This window comes from Nitrospira tepida (assembly GCF_947241125.1).
Taxonomy (GTDB): domain Bacteria; phylum Nitrospirota; class Nitrospiria; order Nitrospirales; family Nitrospiraceae; genus Nitrospira_G; species Nitrospira_G tepida.
Genome location: NZ_OX365700.1, coordinates 2,951,085 through 2,972,728, shown reverse-complemented (window position 1 = coordinate 2,972,728; position 21,644 = coordinate 2,951,085). Strand labels below are relative to the sequence as shown.

Annotated in this window: 18 protein-coding genes; 8 read left to right on the top strand and 10 right to left on the bottom strand. The window is 63.9% G+C overall.

Going from position 1 to position 21,644, the window contains the following annotated elements:
• Positions 1 to 5 precede the first annotated feature (5 nt).
• Entirely contained in the window at positions 6 to 1,445 is a 1,440-nt protein-coding gene (locus QWI75_RS14100; RefSeq protein ID WP_289269216.1) for a Do family serine endopeptidase, read from the top strand.
• A gap of 34 nt (positions 1,446 to 1,479) precedes the next feature.
• Here QWI75_RS14100 and fusA read toward each other — a convergent pair whose 3' ends face one another.
• Both fusA and radC read right to left on the bottom strand, forming a co-directional pair.
• Positions 1,480 to 3,576, bottom strand: coding sequence for an elongation factor G (fusA, locus tag QWI75_RS14095; protein WP_289269215.1), 2,097 nt, complete (start codon positions 3,574 to 3,576; stop codon positions 1,480 to 1,482).
• 31 nt (positions 3,577 to 3,607) lie between these two features.
• A complete protein-coding gene (gene radC, locus QWI75_RS14090) occupies positions 3,608 to 4,336 on the bottom strand; it encodes a RadC family protein (RefSeq protein WP_289269214.1) in 729 nt (242 codons plus the stop codon).
• 186 nt (positions 4,337 to 4,522) lie between these two features.
• On the opposite strand from radC, the gene QWI75_RS14085 reads away from it, so the two are divergent.
• From QWI75_RS14085 to QWI75_RS14065, 5 genes are all read left to right on the top strand, one after another.
• Complete coding sequence (locus QWI75_RS14085) at positions 4,523 to 4,696, top strand: hypothetical protein (RefSeq protein ID WP_289269213.1); 174 nt, start codon at positions 4,523 to 4,525, stop codon at positions 4,694 to 4,696.
• A 253-nt stretch (positions 4,697 to 4,949) separates the two neighbouring features.
• On the top strand, positions 4,950 to 5,534 hold the full coding sequence (gene rsmD, locus QWI75_RS14080) for a 16S rRNA (guanine(966)-N(2))-methyltransferase RsmD (RefSeq protein ID WP_289269212.1): 585 nt from the start codon (positions 4,950 to 4,952) through the stop codon (positions 5,532 to 5,534).
• The gene (gene coaD / locus QWI75_RS14075) at positions 5,531 to 6,019 is read left to right on the top strand and encodes a pantetheine-phosphate adenylyltransferase (RefSeq protein ID WP_289269211.1); all 489 of its coding nucleotides are present in this window, start codon (positions 5,531 to 5,533) and stop codon (positions 6,017 to 6,019) included. The genes rsmD and coaD overlap by 4 nt, the downstream gene beginning before the upstream one ends.
• Entirely contained in the window at positions 6,016 to 7,212 is a 1,197-nt protein-coding gene (locus QWI75_RS14070; protein ID WP_289269210.1) for a pyridoxal phosphate-dependent aminotransferase, read from the top strand. The genes coaD and QWI75_RS14070 overlap by 4 nt, the downstream gene beginning before the upstream one ends.
• Before the next feature lie 132 nt (positions 7,213 to 7,344).
• Complete coding sequence (locus tag QWI75_RS14065) at positions 7,345 to 7,728, top strand: FmdB family zinc ribbon protein (protein WP_289269209.1); 384 nt, start codon at positions 7,345 to 7,347, stop codon at positions 7,726 to 7,728.
• 42 nt (positions 7,729 to 7,770) lie between these two features.
• On the opposite strand, the gene QWI75_RS14060 is transcribed toward QWI75_RS14065, so the two are convergent.
• The 4 genes from QWI75_RS14060 to purH form a co-directional block, all read right to left on the bottom strand.
• Positions 7,771 to 8,205, bottom strand: coding sequence for a hypothetical protein (locus tag QWI75_RS14060; protein ID WP_289269208.1), 435 nt, complete (start codon positions 8,203 to 8,205; stop codon positions 7,771 to 7,773).
• Between the two features lie 56 nt (positions 8,206 to 8,261).
• Positions 8,262 to 8,930, bottom strand: a complete 669-nt coding sequence (locus QWI75_RS14055; RefSeq protein ID WP_289269207.1) for an L-threonylcarbamoyladenylate synthase — start codon at positions 8,928 to 8,930, stop codon at positions 8,262 to 8,264.
• A 25-nt stretch (positions 8,931 to 8,955) separates the two neighbouring features.
• Positions 8,956 to 10,242 carry a phosphoribosylamine--glycine ligase gene (gene purD / locus QWI75_RS14050; protein ID WP_289269206.1) on the bottom strand — a complete coding sequence of 429 codons (1,287 nt, stop codon included), beginning with the start codon at positions 10,240 to 10,242 and terminating at the stop codon, positions 8,956 to 8,958.
• A 160-nt stretch (positions 10,243 to 10,402) separates the two neighbouring features.
• Positions 10,403 to 11,956 carry a bifunctional phosphoribosylaminoimidazolecarboxamide formyltransferase/IMP cyclohydrolase gene (purH, locus tag QWI75_RS14045; RefSeq protein WP_289269205.1) on the bottom strand — a complete coding sequence of 518 codons (1,554 nt, stop codon included), beginning with the start codon at positions 11,954 to 11,956 and terminating at the stop codon, positions 10,403 to 10,405.
• Positions 11,957 to 12,378: 422 nt separating this feature from the next.
• Between purH and QWI75_RS14040 the strand changes: the two genes are divergently transcribed.
• Positions 12,379 to 13,164, top strand: coding sequence for a BON domain-containing protein (locus QWI75_RS14040; RefSeq protein ID WP_289269204.1), 786 nt, complete (start codon positions 12,379 to 12,381; stop codon positions 13,162 to 13,164).
• A 422-nt stretch (positions 13,165 to 13,586) separates the two neighbouring features.
• Positions 13,587 to 14,369, top strand: coding sequence for a BON domain-containing protein (locus QWI75_RS14035; protein ID WP_289269203.1), 783 nt, complete (start codon positions 13,587 to 13,589; stop codon positions 14,367 to 14,369).
• 99 nt (positions 14,370 to 14,468) lie between these two features.
• Here the strand turns inward: QWI75_RS14035 and QWI75_RS14030 are convergent, their stop codons facing one another.
• The 4 genes from QWI75_RS14030 to QWI75_RS14015 all read right to left on the bottom strand — a co-directional run bounded on the left by QWI75_RS14030 (position 14,469) and on the right by QWI75_RS14015 (position 21,328).
• Positions 14,469 to 15,908 (bottom strand): DUF4403 family protein, encoded by a 1,440-nt coding sequence (locus QWI75_RS14030; protein ID WP_289269202.1) that lies wholly within the window; start codon positions 15,906 to 15,908, stop codon positions 14,469 to 14,471.
• Between the two features lie 210 nt (positions 15,909 to 16,118).
• On the bottom strand, positions 16,119 to 16,757 hold the full coding sequence (locus QWI75_RS14025; protein ID WP_289269201.1) for a hypothetical protein: 639 nt from the start codon (positions 16,755 to 16,757) through the stop codon (positions 16,119 to 16,121).
• A 123-nt stretch (positions 16,758 to 16,880) separates the two neighbouring features.
• Positions 16,881 to 18,095 (bottom strand): efflux RND transporter periplasmic adaptor subunit, encoded by a 1,215-nt coding sequence (locus tag QWI75_RS14020; RefSeq protein WP_289269200.1) that lies wholly within the window; start codon positions 18,093 to 18,095, stop codon positions 16,881 to 16,883.
• Positions 18,095 to 21,328, bottom strand: coding sequence for an efflux RND transporter permease subunit (locus QWI75_RS14015; protein ID WP_289269199.1), 3,234 nt, complete (start codon positions 21,326 to 21,328; stop codon positions 18,095 to 18,097). The genes QWI75_RS14020 and QWI75_RS14015 overlap by 1 nt, the downstream gene beginning before the upstream one ends.
• Positions 21,329 to 21,644: the final 316 nt, after the last annotated feature.

Below are 21,644 nucleotides of genomic sequence, written 5' to 3'. Positions count from 1 at the left end.
GGGTCATGGGACTGACGGACACGGGAGATCGTCACCAATCCTCGTCATGGGACGCCCGATGTCGGCGACATCTCCCTGTCGCCGTGGCCCTGCTAGGCCTGGGCGTGCTGCCCGCCCCGCTCCTTGCCGCGGCTCCGGCCGCAACACCAGGGGGGCCGACGCACGATGTGTCCTCCGGACTCAAGCTGCTGGAACAGATCCAGGACGTGATCACGGATTTGGCCGAGCGCGCCGGGCCGGCAGTCGTGAACATCTTCCCGGTGCAAGCCTCCGGGACGTTGGATCAGGGACGCGAGCGCCAGCCGGGCGGGACGGGATCGGGCGCGGGCGTGATCATCGACCGCCAGGGCCATATCGTCACCAACAACCACGTGGTCGGCGACGCAGCCGAGGTCGAGGTCCGGTTTTCCGATCGCACCAAGGCCATTGCCCAGGTGGTCGGACGGGACCAGGATACCGACCTCGCCGTGTTGAAGTTGGCGGTCCCGCGGGACCTGCCCTACGCCAACTTCGGCGACTCGTCCACGGTGCGCGTGGGCCAATGGGTGCTGGCGGTGGGGAATCCGTTCGGGCTCGAGCGGACGGTGACGCTCGGCGTGGTCAGCGGCGTGGGGCGCGAGAACATCAATCTCTCGCGATACGAGAATTTCATTCAGACCGACGCCTCGATCAATCCCGGCAATTCGGGAGGGCCGCTGTTCAATCTGCGCGGCGAAGTCATTGGGATCAACACGGCGATCATCAATTTTGCCCAGGGGATCGGGTTTGCGATTCCGTCGAACATGGCCAAGCAGGTCGTGCAGCAACTGCTGACGCGGGGACGCGTGGTGCGGGCTTGGCTGGGCGTTGGGATTCAACCCCTCACGGCCGAATTGGCCAAGAAGTTCGGCGTCACCGAAACGGACGGCGTGCTCGTGAACGAGGTCTTCGACGGCGATCCGGCGGCCGCCTCGGGGATTCATCCCGGGGATGTGATCACCAAGATCAACCGGACCGCGATCGATTCGCCGAACCGCCTCTCGCGCGTCGTGGCGACGCTGGACCCCGGCAGTACCGCGAAGGTGGAGATCATTCGGGACGGGCATCGGCGGGAGATCGAGGTGGCGCTGTCCGAGCGGCGCGACGGGGCCGTGCTGGCCTCCGTGCCGCAGGTGCATGCCGATGGCAAGCTCGGGCTGGATGTCCAGGATCTGACGGCCGCGCTCGCGGAGAAGTTCAAGCTGAAAGAGACGCACGGCGTCCTGGTGTCCAAGGTCGATCGCGGCACCCTGGCCCATGCGGAGGGCCTGCGGGAGGGCGATCTGATCAAGGAGGTCAATCGGACGGAAGTGAACTCAGTGGGCGAGTTCACGGCCGCGGTGGCACGCGCCCGCCGCGGCGAATCCCTCCTCTTGCGCGTGATCCGAGAGAGCCGGGCCTTCTACGTCGTCCTCAAGACCGGCTGATCGCCCTCGCCGGACCTGCTCCCCTCCTCACCGGTCAGGCCACCGCATGCCGTGAGGCCTTGGCTTCCTCGATCACCTTGGCGGCCTGGTCGCGCGGCACCTCTTCGTACCCGGCGAGTTCCATCGCATAATCCGCGCGCCCGCCGGTCAGGCCGTTGAGGCTCGAGGCGTAGCGGAGCATCTCGGCGAGCGGCACGATCGCTTCGATGGATTCCGTATGGCCCTTGGCCGTGACGGTGATGATGCGGCCGCGCCGCCCGTTCAAGTCGCCGATCACCGCGCCGACGAATTCGTCGGGACAGCTCACCTCGACGTGCATCAAGGGCTCCAAGAGAATCGGGTGCGCCGCCTCCATCGCCTTCTTGAACCCCATCGACGCCGCGATTTTGAAGGCCAGTTCCGACGAATCGACGACATGATACGACCCGTCATAGACCGTGACCTGAAGATCGACCACGGGAAAGCCTGCCAGCACGCCCTCATGCATGGCTTCGACGACGCCCTTTTCCACCGCCGGAATGAAATTGCGGGGGATCGCGCCGCCGACGATCTTGTTTTCGAACTTGAAGCCGGCGCCGCGTTCCAGCGGGGTGAGCTGCAGCCAGCAATCGCCGTATTGGCCGTGGCCCCCGGTCTGTTTCTTATACTTGCCCTGCGCCGAGGCCGCGGATCGGATGGTCTCTTTGTACGGCACGCGCGGAGTGTGCAGCTCCACTTCCACGCCGTACTTGCGGCGCAGCCGCTCCACGGCCACGTCGATATGGACCTGGCCGAGGCCGCTCAACACGAGTTCCTTCGTTTCATCGTTGCGCAACAGGGCCAGCGTGGGGTCCTCCTCAACTAATTTGTGCAGGCCGAGGCTGACCTTTTCAATGTCGGCTTTCGACTTTGGCTCCAAGGCGTACGACAGCACCGGGCGCGGCAACGACAGGGCCGGAAACAGGACCGGCTCGGTTTCATCGCAGAGCGTATCCCCGGTCTGCGTGTCCTTGAGCTTCCCGATGGCGCCGATCTGGCCTGCGGTGAGGGTCGGAACCGACTGATACTTTTTCCCGATGACCGTGAAGAGGTGCCCGCCCCGCTCCCGGACTTGCCGGCTGGCGTTGAAGATCGGGGTGTCGGCTTGGAGGGAACCGGAGTACACGCGGACATACGTCATGCGCCCCATGAAGGGATCGATGATCGTCTTGAAGGCGAGCGCGGCGAACTTCTCGTCGGGGAGCCCTTGTCTGGACACAGGAGCGGAGCCGTTGGAATGGGCGGCTTGGGCGAACGGCTCTGCCTGCCGCTCGGTCGGGGCGGGAAGAAACCGCACGATCGCGTCCAAGAGGCTCTGGATGCCGATCTGCCGAACGGCGGATCCGCACAACACCGGCAGCATCCGCCCGCTCTGCACCGCGGCCGCCAGCCCGCGATGAATCTGGTCCATCGACAGCTCCCCGCCGCCCAGGTAGGCCTCGAGCAGGGCATCGTCCGTCACGGCCGCCGCTTCGATCAATTGCCGTTTGGCCTCTGCCACGGAGGCGGCGCAGGCCTCCGGCAGCGGGAGGGTCTGCACCCGGTTCGACTCCGGCCCTGATTTCAGCATCGAACCGGCCAAGACGTCGGCGACGGCGTCGAACTGTTCCCCTTGGCCGACGGGCAGGACCAACGGCAACGCCACCGTATCGAGGGCTTCGGCACAGTCGCGGATCAGCGAGTCGAGCGGCCCCTGGGCCTGTTCCACGTCGGTCACAAACAAGAGGCCGGGGAGTTTGAGCAGACGGACATGCTCCCAAAGACGGGTGAGTTGCGGCCGGATGCCCATGGCCGCGTTGACCACGACGATCACGGCATCCACTGCCCGCAGGGCCGCCAGCGTTTCCCCCTGAAAATTACGCTCGCCCGGGGTATCGAGAATGGATAGCGTATGGTGCTGATAGGAAAATTGCAGGAGAGCGGTGCTAAAGGAATGCTGGCGATGCTGCTCTTCGGGTTCGAAATCCGACAGGGTCGTGCCGAGGGAGACCGATCCCGGCGCGGGAATCGCGCCGGCGCCGAAGGCAAGGGCTTCAGCCAGGGAGGTTTTCCCGGCTCCGGTGTAGGAAACGAGCGCGACATTTCTGATGACAGCTCCTGGTCCTGCGCTCATGCGGTCCTCCTTTCGTTCCATCTCACGACGGTTACATGGCCACGGTTCGCTCCTCCATCCATCCCCGATCGGCAAAGCTGACGTAACGCCCGTCCCCGATCACGACATGGTCCAGCACCGGGATCCCCAGCAGCTCGCCGGCGTCCTGGAGGCGGCGGGTGAGGGCCCGGTCCTCGGGACTGGGGGTCGGGTCCCCGCTGGGATGATTGTGCACGCAAATGACGGCGGCCGCGGATTCCCGGACGGCCAGAGAAAAGACTTCCCGGGGATGCACGAGACTCGCGGTCAGGGTGCCTTCGGAAATGGTGGTTTCCCGGATCAGCGCATGCTTGGCATCCAACAGCAGCAACCGGAAGGTTTCATGGCGAAGATCCCGAAGCTGGGGCGCGTAGGCCTGGAACACGTCCCCGCTGGAGCGGATCGGCTGTCCGGTCGACAGCGGTTGAGCCAGAGCGCGCTTGCCGATCTCGACGGCGGCTTTCAATTGCGCCGCCTTGGCCGGCCCGATGCCGGGCACCCGACAAAGGGCGTCCGTCCCTATCCGGGCAATCCCCTGGAGCCCATTGGTTCGGGACAGGAGATCCATCGCCACCTGGACGGCTGAGGCCTCCGGCCGGCCGACGCGCAAGACGATGGCCAACAGTTGCGCATCGGAGAGACTCTCGGCTCCGTCGCGCAGCAGCCGTTCCCGTGGTCGCTCCCGTTCGGGCCAGTCGCAGATCCGGATGACGGCGGACTTAGGGTGTGATCCTCGCGGCACCGAAGTCAGGTTCCCCTCTCCGTGAACGTTTTTGTACAGCGGCCCTGGATAAAGTTGAGCACTTCGCGCCATTTCTGACCGACGTGAAAACGATAAGCCATTGATAAGTCTTGATCATTCATGCTGGTTCGTGACTTGCTTCCATGGCGCGTCCATCGCGCAACGCACCGAGCTGAGGAGGCTCCCATGGAATGTCCGAAGTGCAAAGGGCTCATGATGCTCGAACGGTTCTCCGACTTCTTCCTGATCTTCTATGCCTGGAAGTGCATCAATTGCGGCGCCATCATCGATCGCACGATCGCGGCGAATCGGAAAAAGAGCCTGACGCTGCGAGAAGTGCAGCCCGCCGCGACCCGCTGACTCGCCCGCCTCTTCACCCTCGCGCGCCGGCTGCCGCTCAGCAGGCCGATGATCGACCCGCAGTCGTTCACGGTGACGGCTGAGCTCCGGCCGGTGCGCGGGCTGATTATAGACAATCCCCGTAAAGTCCGTCAAAACACAGCCTCGACCGACGCCGAGGCTGCCCTGTCGCCAGGGTGCCAGTCCGCCTGGTCGTTGCCTTGACCCTCTGAAAATCCCTGTGTTAGAGTCCGCGGATACAAGTGGTTCTGGCGTGCGGGTTATTGCGGGCAAGCGAAAAGGGCGCCGGCTCAAGACTCCCCGCGGGCTGACGATTCGGCCGACCACCGATCGGGTCAAGGAAGCCCTCTTTTCCATCCTCGGCAGCGAGGTGGAAGGCGCACGGGTCCTTGACCTCTATGCCGGCAGCGGGGCGTTGGGCATTGAGGCGCTCAGCCGAGGGGCAACCCACGTTACGTTTGTCGAAGCCGATCCTCTCTCAATCCGCCTCATCCGAGAGAATCTTCAAGCCTGTGGGTTGACGGACAGTGTGGAGGTCCACGTGCGTCGGGTGGAAACCTTTTTGTCGCGTGTGGCCGATACCCTGCCGCCGTTCCGCCTTGTGCTGGCCGATCCGCCCTATCGCGCGACGGAGGAGGTGACCCGGCTCGCGGCCCGATTTCCTCCGCGCCTGCTGGAACCGCGCGCGATCGTGGCGGTCGAGCATGACGCGGACTTCGTCCCGCCGCCGGGCTTTGGCCCGTTGGCCAGGGCGCGGACGTATCGGTACGGGGACTCGGCGGTCACGCTGTATCGTCAGGAGGCCTGCTCAATGGTTGCATCGGCGGAGTCCGCATGAAACTCGGCATCTACGCAGGCACCTTCGATCCCATTACGCATGGGCACACTGATATCATCACCCGGAGCCTCTCCGTGTTCGACCAGGTCATGGTCGCCGTGGCGCCCAATCCCGCCAAACGGCCGTTATTTACGCTGGAAGAACGGATCGAGATGGTGCGGGTGGTGACGAAGGAGTTGCCCGGGGTGCAGGTGACGAGTTTCGAGGGCCTGCTCGTGGAATTTGTCCGCCGCATGGGGGCGCGCGCCGTGATCCGAGGGCTGCGCGCGATTTCGGATTTCGAATATGAGTTTCAAATGGCGCTCGTCAACCGCAAGTTGGACAGTTCGATCGAGACGGTATTTTTCATGCCGCGCGAAGAGTATTCCTATTTGACCTCAAGTCTCATCAAGGACGTCGGCCGCCACGGGGGCGACCTTAACAAGTTTCTCCATCCGGACGTCGCCCGGCGACTCCAGGCACGATTACGGAGCGGATCGTCATGAAACTGGCTGCTCGGGCCGCTCGGGTGGTCCCCTCCCCGACCTTGGCGATTACCGCCCTGGCCAAGTCTATGGCCGCGCAGGGCGTCGACGTGATCGATTTCGCCTCCGGAGAGCCGGATTTCGATACGCCGCAGCCGGTCAAGGAGGCGGCGCAGGCCGCCATCGACGCCGGCTTTACGAAATATACGCCCTCCTCCGGCATCGACGACTTACGCGGGGCGATCGTGGACAAGCTGCGCGCCGAGCAGGGGCTGTCCTACGAGCGGACGCAGGTGCTTGTGTCCTGCGGGGCGAAACACTCCCTGTACAATCTCTTCGAGGCGCTGATCGAAGCCGGCGACGAGGTGATTATTCCCACGCCGTTCTGGGTGTCCTATCAAGACCAGGTGCTGCTGAACGACGGGACGCCGGTGTGGCTGAAGACCCGCGAAGAGGACGGCTATGCGATCGATCGGCAGCAACTCGAAACGTTGGTCACGCCGCGGACCAAGGCCATCGTCGTGAACACCCCGTGCAACCCCACAGGCGCCACGTACGACCGGCGGACGCTCGACGTGATCGCGGAGGTAGCCTGCCGCCATGATCTGCTCATCATTTCCGACGAGATCTATGAAAAGATCATCTACGACGGGGTCCGCCACCTCAGCATCGCCAGCCTGAGCCCGGAAGTCGCCGCCCGCACCGTCGTCATCAACGGTGTGAGCAAGTCGTTTGCCATGACCGGCTGGCGCATCGGGTACGCGGCCGGCCCGAAAGATCTGCTCACGGCGATGGCCAACATTCAGAGCCAAAGCACCTCGAACCCCTGCTCGATTTCGCAGAAGGCGGCAGTGGCGGCGCTGAAGATGGGGGTTCGGTTCGTCACGGAAATGGTGACAGAATTCGAGCGGCGGCGCCGGGTCATGGTCGAACGGCTCAACAAGATGCCCGGAGTCCATTGCCGGATGCCGACGGGGGCCTTCTATGCCTTTCCCAATCTTGCCGGCGTGCTGGGCGCCCGTGCGGATGACACCGCGCTTCGGACGCCGAGCGAGGTGGCGCAGTATCTCTTGAAGACGGCTCAAATTGCGGTGGTGCCGGGTGAGCCGTTTGGGAGCCAGGATCACATCCGATTGTCCTATGCCACCGGGCTTGATGCGATCACCCGCGGGATGGATCGCATGGAGACGGCTCTCCGGAACCTGAGCCGGTAGTCGCGGCCGCCGTTCCGTCCACTGGTTGCCTCGCCCCCACCTGGCAGCAGTTCGAGTGAGGCCGGGGCTTGATTTCAGGCCATCCAGCGTTATCTTGGTTGAAGTTGTGTCGCGTGAGAAGGGAGGCCATCCGTGCCGATTTACGAGTATGTCTGCCAGGGTTGTGACTACCGATTCGAGGTGAAACAGCGGGTGAGCGACCCGCCGATTGCCACTTGCGAACGGTGCGGCCACGCCGTGAACAAAGTGATTTCCTCGCCAGCGATCATGTTCAAAGGCAGCGGGTGGTACATTACGGACTATTCCAACAAGCTGAAGCCCTCCGAGAACGGCAAGGGCGACAGCAATGCCGCGGCTCCGGCCAAGGCAGGCACAGGCACCGCAGCCACTGGTCCCTCGGGCGGCGGTGGCGCCCCCTCGTCAGCCTCATCGGCCTCGACCGCCGCCCCGGCCTCGTCCGGGTCCAGCGGAACGTCGGCGTCCAGCGGTGGCAGTTCGTCTTCTTCCTCCAGCTAGCGGCCGTTCCTTCCGATTCCATGACCGACTATCGGGGGCTCGTCAGGGACGCGCCTTCGGTTTGGTTGCTGTCGGCTTCTTCTTCGTCGTCTTCTGCACAGTGGTCTTCGCCTTGGTCGGGTGACCTGTTTTGGCCTTGACAGTGCTCGATTTCGCCGGGGCCGCCTTCTGCTGGCGGGCGGCCTTCAGCGACCGCTCCAGGTCGGCGATCATCGCCCCTCGCTCTTTATTGACCTGCGCCAATTGATCCACCCGGACCTGAAGATCTTCCCGCGCGCGGGTGAGGGCCGAGACCTGCTGTTCGAGCCTGGTGCGTTCCGCGGTCAAGGTCTGCAGATCGGTCTTGAGCTGCTCGATCTGCGATTGCAGCGCCGGCGGCCACCAGTCACAGCCCGTCATCGCAAGCAACAAGATGCCGAGACCAACCGGGGCGATGGTCCGCGACCAGGTCCAACCACAGCGGGACAATGTTCTCATTTCTCCTTCTCTCCTGTTTGGTGTGAGGTGAGTACGACTGTGCCAGCCGGTCCGCGTCAGGCGAGGTCACCGGCTGCCGGCTCAATCAGCGCGATACCAAGTGGCGCCAGCAATGTCCGGAGCTCGGGCGCGGCGACCGGTCCGGCCCGGAGCAGTCGCACGGCGTGGGCCTCGATGTGCACGACGGTCGAGGGTGCGCCGCCCGGTGTCGGGCCCATATCCAGCACGACATCGAGGTCGGAGCCGAATTCCTTCTGCACGGACTGCGCGTCGGTCAGCGGTTCGTGCCCCGATCGGTTGGCGCTGGTGCCGGTCAACGGCCCGACGGCCTCCAAGAGCGGAACCAGCGGCCGGTAGTCGGGCCAGCGAATGCCGACGGTCTGCGTGCCGGCGGTGAGCCCCGGTGGCAACGATGGATGGGCCGGCAGCACGATGGTGAGCGGACCAGGCCAGCAATGCCGCATGAGGACTCGAGCCGGCTCCGGAATGTCCCGCGTCAGACGTACCAGCTCCTCAGGACGATGGATGAGCACCAGCAACGGCTTGTCCGGCGGCCTCCCCTTGAGCCGGTTGATCCGCGCGACCGCGGGTTCGCTCCAGGGCGAGCCGCAGAGGGCATAGGAACTTTCGGTCGCCGCAGCCAGGATGCCGTCGTGCCGGATGATGGAGCGCAACTCCGTCAGCAGCGCGGGCGAGAAGCCGTCAACACAATCGATGAGTGACACGATGAGTCGGCGGAGGCATCCTGGTTTACGCGCGGGACTGGCGCAGCGCGCGCATGGCGATGTCGGTGCGGAAATGCCGCCCGTCGAACTGAATCGGCCGGACGGCGGCATAGGCCCGCTCCCGAGCCTCCAGCAGCGTCGACCCCAATCCCGTCACCCCTAAGACCCGGCCTCCGGCGGTGACGAGCGAGCCGTCCGTGACCGCTGTGCCGGCATGAAAGACGATGGTATGGTGTCCGTCATCCTGCCGCGCGGCCGCGAGACCGCTGATCGGACAGCCGTGGCGATAAGAACCGGGGTAGCCGCCCGAGGTCAGCACGACACAGACCGCGGTCAACGGATGCCACTCAATACGGCATTGATCCAGCCGATGTTCGACCACGGCTTCGATGACATCCACGAGATCGGTCTTCAACAGGGGGAGCACCGCCTGGGTTTCCGGGTCCCCCAGGCGGGCATTGAACTCCAGCACGTAGGGCTCACCCTTCACGATCATCAATCCCGCGTAGAGCACGCCCTGAAACGGACGGCCCATGCGCGAGAGCGCGTCCACGGTCGGTTGCAGGACCGTGCGCTGCACCCGCTCGATCAACGCCGCGCTCCCGAGCGGCGCCGGGGCGTAGGCGCCCATGCCGCCGGTGTTGGGTCCTGTGTCGCCGTCCCCCACCCGCTTGTGGTCCTGCGCCGGCAGCATCGGAATCACGGTCTTGCCGTCGGTCACGGCCATGACGGTGAGCTCCTCGCCGTCGAGAAATTGTTCAATCAGCACCCGCCGGCCGGCAGCCCCGAACAGGTGCCGTTCCAAACTGTCGCGCACGGCATCCTCGGCTTGGGCGGCGGTCGTGGCGACCACCACACCCTTGCCCTGCGCCAACCCATCGGCCTTGATCACGATCGGGAGCGGTTGGTCGCGCAAATAGGCTAAGGCGGGCTCCACCTGATCGAACGATTGGGCGCGCGCGGTCGGAATCTGATGGCTGGTCAGCAGCTCCTTGGTGAAGATCTTGCTGGATTCGACTTGGGCGGCAAGCGCGGTCGGCCCGAAGATCTTCAGCTTGGCTTTGCGGAACTCATCCGCGATCCCGGCGGCCAACGGGGCTTCGGGACCGACCACGGTGAGATCGATGCCCTCGCGCTGGACAAAGGCCTTGAGGCCGGCCACATCCTCCGCGGCGATCGGGACGCAGGTGGCCTGTTGCGCGATCCCGCCGTTGCCGGGGGCGCAGTAGAGGCGGGTCAGCCGCGGACTCTGCGCGAGCCTCCACACCATCGCATGTTCGCGCCCGCCGCTCCCGATGACCAGGATGTTCATCAGAACGCCGTTGCTCGATTGGTCTTGGAGGTGAGACGGATGCTCAAACCGGTTCTCCAACAAGGCCGCAAGGCGCGAGGGCTCTGAGGCGTACTCTGTCTCTGTCTGTCGAAGGGCACGAGCAACTGAGAACGACGTTGGGGACCGGTTTCAGCATCCGTCAGTGGCGGAAATGGCGCATGCCCGTCAGAATCATCGCCATCCCATGGTCGTCCGCCGCCTTGATGACCTCGCTATCGCGGATCGACCCGCCTGGTTGGATCACGCAGGTGATGCCGGCCTGGGCCGCCGCGTCCAGTCCGTCGCGGAACGGGAAGAAGGCGTCCGAGGCCATCACGCAGCCCTTCACGGGCAATTGCGCCTTCATGCCGGCGAGCTTGACCGAATCTACGCGGCTCATCTGCCCCGCGCCGATGCCGACCGTTTGTCCCGGCCTCGCATAGACGATGGCGTTGGACTTCACATGCTTGCACACGATCCAGGCGAAGCCGGCCGCCCGATATTCCTCCTCCGTGGGCTTGCGCACCGTCGGCACGGACAGGGCCTTGAGGTCGGAGAGGACGCCCAGGTCGCGGTCCTGGACGATCAGACCGCCGACCAGTTTTTTGAGATCGTAGCCCTCGGGGCCGGCCTTGCGGAGCGGGCCGACTTCCAACAGCCGAATATCCTTCTTGCGCTTCAACTCGGCCAGGGCATCCTCCGCGAAGCTCGGCGCGATGACGACCTCGACGAAGGTGGCGGTGATCTCCTTCGCGGCGGCCAGGTCGACCGGTCGGTTGAATGCAATCACGCCGCCGAACGCCGAGACCGGGTCGGTCTCGCGGGCTTTCACGTAGGCCTCGACGGGCGTGGCGCCCAAGGCGGCGCCGCAGGGATTGTTATGCTTGATGATCGAGACCGCGGTCTGATCGAACTCTTTGACCAGTTCCAGCGCAGCGTTCGCGTCGAGGAAATTGTTGTAGGACATCGCCTTGCCGTGCAGGATCTTCCCGCGCGACACGGACGGTTCCGTGGCCTGGAGGTCACGATAGAACGCGCCTTGTTGATGCGGATTCTCGCCATAGCGGAGCGTTTCCACCCGCTCAAACTGCAACGACAGGACGGATGGAAACTTCGTCTCCGTGCCCTGCACCTGCCGTTCCAGATAGCCGGCAATCAGGCTGTCGTACCGGGCGGTGTGTTGAAAGACTTTCAACGCGAGTTCGCGCCGGAGGGAGGACGGCACCGATCCGCTTTTCACCGCCTCCAACACGCGCGGATAGTCCGCGGGATCGACCACCACCAGCACGTCCTCGTGGTTCTTGGCTGCCGACCGCAGCATTGAGGGGCCGCCGATGTCGATCTGTTCGATGGCCTCCTCGAACGGGCAGTCGGGCTTGGCGATCGTGGCCTCGAACGGATAGAGGTTCACCACGAGCACGTCGATAGGGCCAATCTGGTGCTGCCGCATCTGCTCGACATGCGCCGGCAGGCTGCGCCGGCCGAGGAGGCCGCCGTGAATCTTGGGATGGAGCGTTTTCACGCGGCCGTCGAGAATCTCCGGCGATCCGGTGTAGGCTGCGACATCGACCACCGTCACGCCCGCCTCGCGGAGCGTTTTGGCCGTGCCGCCGGTCGAAAGGATTTCCGTGTCGAGGGCCTCCAGCCCCCTGGCGAGTTCGACAATGCCTGTCTTGTCAGACACGCTGATCAGCGCCCGCTGCATGCCGGCCATATGCCACTCCTTGGAATCGATGTGTCAGGATAGAGACGACCGTGTCGTGGTGAAAGAAGCACGAAGAATAGCAGATGAATTCGGGCGACTGCAAGGCGAGGAAGCGGGCGGGTGGCCTGCGTACTGGCGGAGACCCTGCCAGACCTGGCGGCTTCGATCCGTGTCCTCGAGAAGGCCGGTTTCGTGCCGGCGCATCAGAGTCCTGAATCCGGCGTGATTCGATTCCGCCATCGTCGATCATGAAGGCTCGGCGTTGGAAAGATCGTGTCGCCCGCTCGTATGGCTTGGCTTTGTCTCAACCGCATGCTAGCATCCGGCTCCTTCGCATCAGGGAGAGGCCGACAGGTCTTCCTGGTTCGTCTTCTTGGTTGGTACGGCAGACAACGGCGGTGTGTTGACCACCATTCACAAGGAGGGACGAGATGATGCAGAACGTCATGAGTGCGACGGGCGGCGGGCGGTGGATCGGCTGGTCGCTTGCGGGCGGAGTGGCGCTAGTATTGAGCGCCACGACGGTCCTGGCCGCAACAGATCAAGAGATTACGGACAAGGTCAAGAGCGCGCTGGCCTCTGATCCGGTGCTCAGCCAGCGGGGGATCAGCGTCTCGACCTATAAGGGCCGCGTGTTGCTGAAAGGGCAGGTTCCCTACGAGCGGGAGGCCGACAAAGCGATCGACTTGGCCAACAGCGTGGAAGAGGTACGCTCCGTCCAGAATGACCTCGTCGGCTATCTGATGCAGGCCCCTCGCAACACGGCAAAGGACAAGGAGATCGTCGACAAGGTCAAGCAGGCGCTGGCCTCGGATCAGACCCTCAGCCAGCGAGGCATCACGGTGTCCGCCTACAACGGTCGTGTGCAGCTCAAAGGGAAGGTAGAGAATCAGCGAGAAGCCGACCGGGCGGTGGAATTGGCAAAGAACGTCGAAGAGACGCGGGCCGTGCAAAACGACCTCGTGGGCTACCTCCCGCCCGTCGTCTTCACCACAACGGGGGATAAGGACGCGACGGAGAAGGTCAAACAGGCCCTTGCCGCCGATTCCACCCTGAGTCAGCGGCCGATCAAGGTCAACACGATCCAGGGTCGGGTTTATCTGACGGGCCAGGTGCAGGCTCAGCGCGAAGCGGAGAAGGCGGTCGAACTGGCGAAAAGTGTAGAAGAAGTCCGGTCGGTGCAAAACGACCTGACCGGCTATATTATTCGTCAATAGTCTCTCTCGATCTCATTCCGCGGCGACCCAATCGGGTCGCCGCGGAGTCTTCTCTTCCCCTTCCTCTTGTAAGCCCGAGCGCTTCCCTGTACCGGTCAAGGCCGGTATTCATCTGCCTACCAAGGGTTGTCGATGGGGCATGGCCCTACCCGCCTGCGTCGGGCAAGGGTGTCGAGGGCCGGGTCAGGAGCCGAAACAGGGTCGAACTGATGAGGGGTTGTCGCTCGCAGGAAGGGATGGCGGGATGCGCCGGCTCTGGCCGGCCTCTCTTGGATTTGCGTCGAGCGCATGGTAGCATTCCCGCATCTCTCCTCGGGGGCTTCCATGCTCCGTCCTGATCCGTCCTCTTCTTTCGTCTTCTTCACTGATATGGCAGGGAACCAGCGTCGGCTGACCACCATCTCACAAGGAGGGACGAAACCATGCAGAAGGCAATGCGAACAGGGGTGCATGGGCATGGCACCGGCCTGATCCTCGCGATCGGGCTGGTCTGTGTGTTTGGGGCGGGTTCCGTCGCCGTCGCCGCGACGGACAAGGAGATCGCGGACAAGGTCAAGAGCGCGATCGCGGCCGATCCCGTGCTCGGCCAGCGAGGGATCACGGTCTCCAGTTACAAAGGCCGGGTGTTGCTGCAGGGCGAGGTGCTCCATGAGCGGGAGGCGGACAAGGCCGTGGCGCTGTCCAACAGCGTGGACGGGGTCCGCTCGGTACAAAACAATCTTGTCGGGTATCTCCCTCATGTGACCGACACCACGGCTCGCGATAAGGAGATTACCGATCAGGTGAAGGCCGCCCTGGCGTCGGATCCCACGCTGCGCGAACGAGACATCAAGGTGACCACCTACAAGAGACGCGTGCAGTTGCTGGGCACGGTCCCGACGCAGCGGGAGGCCGACCGAGCCGTCGAGTTGGCCAAGCATGTGGAAGAAGTGCAGTCCGTTCAGAACGATTTGCTCGGGTACCTCCCGCCCCTGGCCTTCGGCACGGCCGGCGACAAGGCCGCCACAGAGAAGGTAAAAAATGCCCTGGCCGCCGATTCGGTGCTGAGCCAGCGCAAGATCACCGTCAACACGCTTGAAGGGCGCGTCTTCCTCACGGGCAACGTCGAAGCGCAACGTGAAGCGGAGAAGGCTGTCGAATTGGCGAAGAGCGTGGAAGAAGTTCGGTCGGTCCAGGACGATCTGACCGGCTATCTGAGTCCATAGGCAGGTAGACACGGGTCCGTGGCGGCCCCGCGCCGCCGCGGACCCGCTCGCACCTTCCCTATCACCAGTCGTCGGCGCGGCTCGCGCGTCCGTCCCCGATCATTTCACCACTGTGAGCTTGAGATTCCCGTCAACCACGAGGTGAATCTCGAGGCCCTGCTCTGTGGGGTAAATGCCACGGGAAACCAGTTGCGTCACCGAGCCTTCCAGCCAGGTGTCCGGGACGAGTTCCCGCGTGAATTGCCGCTCGATCCGGTTGCGCAGGTCCTCGAATCGATCGCGCAGGTCGATCGTGGTCTCCGGGAGCACCTTCTCCAAGATGGCATCGTGCATCATGCGGTCGGTCGCCTTCGCCAGCACATTTCTCGTCTCCATCGTAAAGTCGAATCCACGAAACTCCAGGGCCTGTGTAACCGGGGCGAGTGAGGGGCGGCCGGCTAGATAGAGCGTGCCGTTCACGCCGCCGGTCACGGTGACGGCCGCAATCAGCCGATCACCGCTGCCGTACACCTGCAAGCCGGTCACCTTGATTGGGGCGCCGACGGGCGGCCGGATTTCTTCTCCCATCACCTGCGGAGCCAGTCGCCGGTTCAGTTCCTCATAGGACACCAGCATGGGGATGCCGAGGTGGAAGCCTTCGGCTGCCGCCGGCTGGCCGAGTTGCAGCGGCGGCAAGGGCGTGGGGGAGAGGACCGGTTTGGCCCCGAGCGTGACGAGGGGATGGAACGCCAGGCTCACGATCGACCGCAGGGTCGCCTCGCCGTCGGCCGCAATCGGTCCGGCTCGCGCCAGAGTCGGCCGATACGCGAGCCACATCCCCCGCTTGAGTTCGACCGGGTCTTGGAGCCGTTGCCAGATCATTTCGGCGCGCTGCTTGGCCTCGGCCTGCTCCGCCACGGTTCGATCAATCGCCGCCGCGAACGGCGGTAATCGTTCATTCAATCCGGCGGCCAGCAGCGGACCCACGTCCGCAATCAACGGGGTGAGGCGGCAGTCGTCTGCCAGCGCCGGGGGTCTGAAGGTCGTGGTGGTATGGAGCCGCCAGGATTCGGTCCATGTTAAGAGAGAAGTGGCCGTAAGACGTAAGCGTCGCGGCCATTGGTCACCGTATCCGCAGGTGCCGATGCGGGGTTGGCCATCGGCCTGTGCCATGCGTGCGGCAACACGGTATCGCACGTCGGGAAATTCCGTGACAAGCTGATTCCCGGTCAGCGTGAATTGCGCCGGCCCCCGCCACAGGTAATACCGGTACTCGAAAGGGGCTCCCTCCAGGAGCCGTTTGCCCGGCAGCCATTCCTCCTCATGCTGGTGGTGGATGGGAAAGGAGGCTTGCACCGCCTGCGCCACGTGCTGCAGCGAGGCGCTCACGGCCAGGTTGACGACCGACGGCTCGATGGCCGGAGGAGGCGGAGGAGGGAGCAACGGGTCTGTGGGCTTGGGGATCGCGAGCGGGGCGCCCGCCGGCGATGACGTGAGCCCGAGGAGGAACACCAGCGAACCGGCGAGCACACCCCACATCGTGGGCGAACGGCGCGTCATACAGGACCCTCCTCTCTGGTGGTGGACGGTGATCGTGTGGTGAGTGGTTTCTCGGCTGAGTCAGGGCGCCGACTCTCACGCTAATGCAATCGGCAGGGCCGCCTACTCTACTCCAGCGTCCTACAAATGTGAATAGATTGGAGGCTCCAATTGCTTGTTGCTCGACTCGCGTTGTTTCTGCTCGCGCGCCTTCAGGGTGGCGAGCGTCTGCTACTGAAACGCGCGTTGCAGAGCCAGCAGGGTCTGTCCCACGCCGGTCTTCACGGCTTCCTGGACCAGCGGTTCAGCGTCGGTGAATGGCGCCTCCTCCGACGGTGTCGGCGGCTGCACCGTCACGACGTGATGAAAGACGACCTCTCCGCTCTCGACCAGGGTCACTTTGCTGAATACCCGCACCGGCGGCACCTGTCCGGAGAAACGAGCCCGGAACTGGTCGTGCAGCGTGGGACGTTCCACGCGGTATGACAGAATGCTGTCGGCTCCGAGCAGATGGCCGATGCGCGCCATGCTGTCGTCGGAAACCAGGCCCGAGACTTGGAACCGCTGCTCCTCCAGGACACTTGTCAGATGAGTCCGATCGATGATCTGTAATGAGGGCCGGGAGAGCTTGAGGAGAAAGGTCCTGGCTTCGAGGTGCGCATAGATCGCGGCGAGCGTTGGATCAGCCGAACGGGGATAGATAATGGCGAGCCGTTCGACGGACGCAGGAATTTGGGTTGGGTTGTGGCTGGCTTCCACCGCAAGGGGTGGAGGTGGGCCGGGACCGGAGGCGATGCAGGCTGGCAGTAGTGCAAGACCAATCGCCGATGCGATGAGAACGAGACACTCCCCCCGCTGACCATAGGCCATGGCGTGGCCTCCGGGACCGTGAGTGCCACGGACTGAGTCGAGACCCTCGGAAAGATCCGCTGCCTCCCAGATTCTTCATCATACCAAGCGCCGGCCATGGAATGGGACGCTCCTCGGTTACGGTTAGAGCTTCTGCCGTGACGGCTTCCCCACCGGCAAATTGTATGGGGTGGGACGGACCGCCTGTCCTTCCGCCAGGCTGCCTTTCCCCACCACAATGACGTCCTCGTGGCCGGCCAGGCCCTGTGTGACCTCCACCCACAGCCCGTCGTCCAGTCCGACCGTGATCGGGACCCGACGCGCCTGACCGTTCACGACGGTAAAGGCGGCCATCTCCTTGCTGGCCGATCCGGACAGGATCGCCGCCGGTGGAATCGCCAGCACGTTCTGATGGGTTTCCAGGTCGAACGTCGCCGTCAGGTACATCCCCGGCTGCAAGCGTCGATCGTCATTGGGCAAATCAACTTCCACGAGTAGCGTCCGAGTCGCCGGATCGAGCACGCCCGTCGTTCTCGTGATGGTGCCGTGCCATTCCCGGTCGGGCTGCTCCTTCACCTGGAGCCGCACGGAAACGCCGGGCTTGGCGAGGGCGGACACTTCCTGGGGAAGATTGGCGTAGATGCGGACCCGGCTGAGATCCATGATTGTGTAGAGCGGGGCCGCCTGCGTGGCCGACCCTGTCGCCGACTGAATGAGGGCTCCCGGGTCGGCGAAGCGCGCGGTAATGGTTCCGTCAAACGGCGCCGTCACCTTCGTATAGGCGACCATGGTCCGGCGGCTGTCACGCAAATGCCGGGCCTCTTCCGCCGCTCCTGCCGCCACATCGACATCCTGTTTCGCGATGACATCGGGATTCTCTGTCCAGACATTGTGTAATCGCCGCGCGGTCAGTCGTTTCATCTGAAAGTCCGCTTCCGCCTGGCGGTAGAGCTGTTCGACTTCTGGCGCGTCGATGGTGGCGAGCAACTGGCCTTTCCGAACTGTATCGCCTTTGTCAGCCGTGACCTCCTTGAGGTAGCCGGGCACCTTGGCGTAGAGCGTGGCCTGGTACCAAGGGGAAATGTTGGCCGATACCGTGAGCTGTCGCCGAATGTCCCGCCGTTGTGGCGTGACGACTTGGACCGCGAGGGCCTGCGGTTCCGGAACGGATGCCGTGGCCCCCGCCGACGGGCCGGCGATCGGTGAGTCGGAAGGGTACAACCCATGTAACGCGAGTACGCCGATGATGACGATGGCTGCCGCGACCACCGCCCCGCCCATGAGCCGGTGGAGGCGTCGCGCCGTTGCGCGGCGCGGCTCGTCGGGTTCCGGAGTGCGCTCGGGCGGCAGATTCGACATCAGGTCTGCTCCCCCTGCGGTTGCGGCCCGTTCGCGCCCTTGCGCCTGACGATCGCATGCATGACCGGGATGAAGAACAGGGTCATCACGGTCGAGACGAGCAATCCCCCGATGACGGCCCGGGCGAGCGGCACATTGGCCTCGCTCCCCTCCCCCAACCCAAGCGCCATGGGGGCCAATCCCAGAATCGTGGCGAGCGAGGTCATGAGGATCGGCCGCATGCGGAGCCTGCCTGCCAGCACGACCGCTTCTTCGAGGGGGATGCCCGCTCGCATCTGGCGGTTGGCGAAATCCACCAACAGCACGCTGTTGGAGACGACGATGCCGATCATCATCAAGGCGCCGATCAGGGACTCCACATTGACCGACGTGTGGGTCGCCAACAGCATGCCGATGACGCCGATGAAGCCGAGCGGCACGGCGAGCATGATGACCAGTGGGTCGAGATAGGAGCGGAAGAGCCCGACCATCACGAGATAGATGAGCACGATGGCGAGCGGCAGCACTCCCCCGAATCCGGTCAAGGCCGCGCGCATCGCATCGACCTCGCCTTTAAGGCTGGTCAATACGTCGCCCGGCAGGGAGACGCCCGCGAGGGCGTGCTCAACCAGTCTGGCGGTTCGCCCCAAGTCATTCCCCAGGACGCTGACGAGGACATCCATGCTGCGTTGCAGGTTGTAGTGATCCACAGTCTCCGGGCCCGTTTGACGCTTCACTGTGACCAGGTCCCTGAGCAGAACGGGGGCGGCGTCGGTGTGGGATGGTTGCAGAACGGCGGGGACCTGGGCGAAGGCCGTTTGCTGGAGAGACAGGGCGCTGCCGCGATCGAGACGGGCGACCGTGCTGACGGCGGCGGGGCGGTCGATCTTGGCACCGATCAGCGGCGTGTCCAGAAAGTCCTCGAACCGGGTCAGGGTCTGCTCGGGATACTGGGCCACGACGAAGTAGGCGTTGTTGGACTTCGGATCAATCCAGTAGCCGGGACTCAATTGGAGGTTCGAACTGAGCGCCGTCGAGAGATCCGTCACGACTTGGCGCTCGGTGAGGCCCACATAGGCCGCCTTTTGGCGGTCGATCTCCAGGCGCAATTCCGGATAGTCCATGCCCTGCCGTACCTGCACGTCGGCAGTGCCAGGGACCCCGCTCACGGCGTTTCGGATGGCGGTGGCGGCTTGAGCGACCTGCTGGAGATTCAGTCCGCTGACCTTGATGTCGATCGGGGCCGGCAGGCCGAAGTTGATCACGTCACTAATGATGCCGCCCGTCTGAAAGGCCACCTTGAGGCCCGGCAGTTCCCGATTCAGCCGTTCGCGGAGCCGCACGACGATCTCCTCGGTCCTCGTCCCATGCCCGCGCGCGAGGCTGACGACAAGGAAGGCTTGGTGTGGGCCGATGACCGGGGTGAACAGGACCATCCAGCCTTGAGGGAGTCCGATGTTCGCGACGACTTGATCCAATTCGTTCGGCGGGACGATGTCTTTGATGATCTGCTCCACCCGGGCCACCAGGGCTTCGGTGTTTTCGACCCTGGTGCCCTCTGGCGCGGCGATCGAGAGCACGAACTGGCCGGCATCGACTTTCGGGAAGAATTCCGTCGCAAGTCGAGGCGTTAGGAGCAGCGAGCCAATTAACAGAAAGGTGACGGCGAGCACCAGCCCGAGCTTGCGGCGCAGACAAGCCCGCAGCAGCGTTTCATAGGCGCGGGTGAGCCGGTCGAACAACCGGTCGAAGAGCCGGCCCGATGGGGCCTGTCCCTCGTGGGGCTGGTGAGGTTTCAAAGAAGTGGCCATGGCCACCGGCGCCACCGTCATGGAGGCGACATAGGCGGCGACCATCGTAAAGGCCACCGCGACGGCCAACGGCACAAACAGAAATTTCACGATGCCGGTAAAGAAGAAGATGGGCAGGTACACGATGAGCGTGCTCGTCATGGCGACGAGCATGGGCAGCGCGACTTCGCCGGCTCCGTCAAGCGCCGCCTGCCAGGCGGATTTGCCCATTTCGAGATGCCGGTGCACGTTCTCCAGGACCACGATGTTGTCGTCCAACAGGGTGCCGATGACGAGGGCCAAGCCGCCCAGCGTCATCAAGTTGACCGTATGGCCGGAGAAGTACAGCAGGACGAAGGCGGCCAGAATCGAAATCGGAATGGCCAGGGCCACGATGAAGGTGTAGCCGAGACTGCCGAGAAAGAGAAACACCATCAGGCAAGCGAGCCCTCCTCCGAGGAGCCCTTCATGCTCCAGCGTCCGGATCGATTGCCGGATATAGAGCGATTGGTCGAAGATCAGTTTGACCGAGAGGTCCTTGGGCAGGCCGATCAATTTGGGCAACGCCGCCTGAATCCCGTCGATGACCTGAATCGTATTGGCGCCGGCCTGCTTCATGATCGGCAGGTACACCGCCCGCCGCCCGTTGATCCGCACGACGTTCGATTGGACCATGGTCGAGTCCACCGCGGCGCCGACATCCTTCAAGCTGACCGGCACGCCGTTCACCACCTTGACGGGAATCTCGTTCATGTCCTGGATCAGTTTGATCATGCTATTGGTATAGACGTTGTAATCGAACTGCCCGATCTTGACGTTGCCCGCCGGAAGCAGGAGGCTTTGCGCATTGACCGCGCCGACGATCTCCTGCGTGGAGATGCCCCGGGCCACCATGCGTTCCCGGTCAAGGAACACGCTGATTTGCCGCACAGTCCCGCCGAAGCTCGGCGCCACGAAGACGCCGGGGACGTTCGCCAATTGTGGACGGACGCCGAAATAGGCCAGATCTCGGACTTCCTTTTCCCCCAACGTCTCGCTGCTTACCGTGAGCAGGCCGATGGGCATGCTCGCCGCGCCGAACTTGACGATGATCGGCGGGAACACTCCTTGGGGGAGGTACCGGAGCGCCGAATAGGTCAGGCTCGTGATCTCGGCGATCGCCGCATTCACGTCGTAGGACGGCTGGAAATACACCTTGATGAGGCTGACGCCGGGCAGCGAACGCGACTCGATATGTTCGACATAGGAGGCTTGCAGAAAGATCTGCTCCAGCCGGAGCGTGATCGCGCCTTCGATCTCGGACGGGCCCATGCCTTTATAAAACGTGGCGACGGCGACGACCGGCAGGTTGATCTCGGGGAAGATGTCCACCACCATGTTCTGATAGGAGACCATGCCCAGGATCATAACGATCAAGCTGATCGCCACGACGGCATAGGGATTATTCAGGGCCCCCTTGATCATGATGAGAGGCGCGGTTACGTCTGCCTAAGGCATTCCTTTCGGTCGAACTCGTCAGGAGGTGACGTGGCAGGACCGCTCCCCTTCTCATAGTGCAGACCCTGGGATTCAACAAGGAATTTCGCTCTTTGGGTGGATCTCCGATGAGCCATCCTGGCGTGAGGGACCTCGGCTGATCGACCGTCTCGTGGTGTGACGGTTCAGGGCTTCGCCATCGCGCTGGGGAGTGAGCGTGGAGTGACCGGATGCACCAAGAGAGGAGAAGGGGGAAGGGGTGAGAGGGGGAGGCTCGAGTCGGATGCTGGCTCGAGCCTCAGAT

Bases quoted from the DNA above. Each gene is read 5' to 3' on its own strand.
- QWI75_RS14015 (WP_289269199.1), bottom strand. From the start codon at position 21,328: ATGATCAAGGGGGCCCTGAATAATCCCTATGCCGTCGTGGCGATCAGC.
- QWI75_RS14100 (WP_289269216.1), top strand. From the start codon at position 6: ATGGGACTGACGGACACGGGAGATCGTCACCAATCCTCGTCATGGGAC.
- QWI75_RS14040 (WP_289269204.1), top strand. From the start codon at position 12,379: ATGATGCAGAACGTCATGAGTGCGACGGGCGGCGGGCGGTGGATCGGC.
- QWI75_RS14025 (WP_289269201.1), bottom strand. From the start codon at position 16,757: ATGGCCTATGGTCAGCGGGGGGAGTGTCTCGTTCTCATCGCATCGGCG.
- QWI75_RS14085 (WP_289269213.1), top strand. From the start codon at position 4,523: ATGGAATGTCCGAAGTGCAAAGGGCTCATGATGCTCGAACGGTTCTCC.
- fusA (WP_289269215.1), bottom strand. From the start codon at position 3,576: ATGAGCGCAGGACCAGGAGCTGTCATCAGAAATGTCGCGCTCGTTTCC.
- QWI75_RS14035 (WP_289269203.1), top strand. From the start codon at position 13,587: ATGCAGAAGGCAATGCGAACAGGGGTGCATGGGCATGGCACCGGCCTG.
- QWI75_RS14030 (WP_289269202.1), bottom strand. From the start codon at position 15,908: ATGACGCGCCGTTCGCCCACGATGTGGGGTGTGCTCGCCGGTTCGCTG.
- QWI75_RS14070 (WP_289269210.1), top strand. From the start codon at position 6,016: ATGAAACTGGCTGCTCGGGCCGCTCGGGTGGTCCCCTCCCCGACCTTG.
- QWI75_RS14060 (WP_289269208.1), bottom strand. From the start codon at position 8,205: ATGAGAACATTGTCCCGCTGTGGTTGGACCTGGTCGCGGACCATCGCC.
- QWI75_RS14020 (WP_289269200.1), bottom strand. From the start codon at position 18,095: ATGTCGAATCTGCCGCCCGAGCGCACTCCGGAACCCGACGAGCCGCGC.
- purD (WP_289269206.1), bottom strand. From the start codon at position 10,242: ATGAACATCCTGGTCATCGGGAGCGGCGGGCGCGAACATGCGATGGTG.
- coaD (WP_289269211.1), top strand. From the start codon at position 5,531: ATGAAACTCGGCATCTACGCAGGCACCTTCGATCCCATTACGCATGGG.
- purH (WP_289269205.1), bottom strand. From the start codon at position 11,956: ATGGCCGGCATGCAGCGGGCGCTGATCAGCGTGTCTGACAAGACAGGC.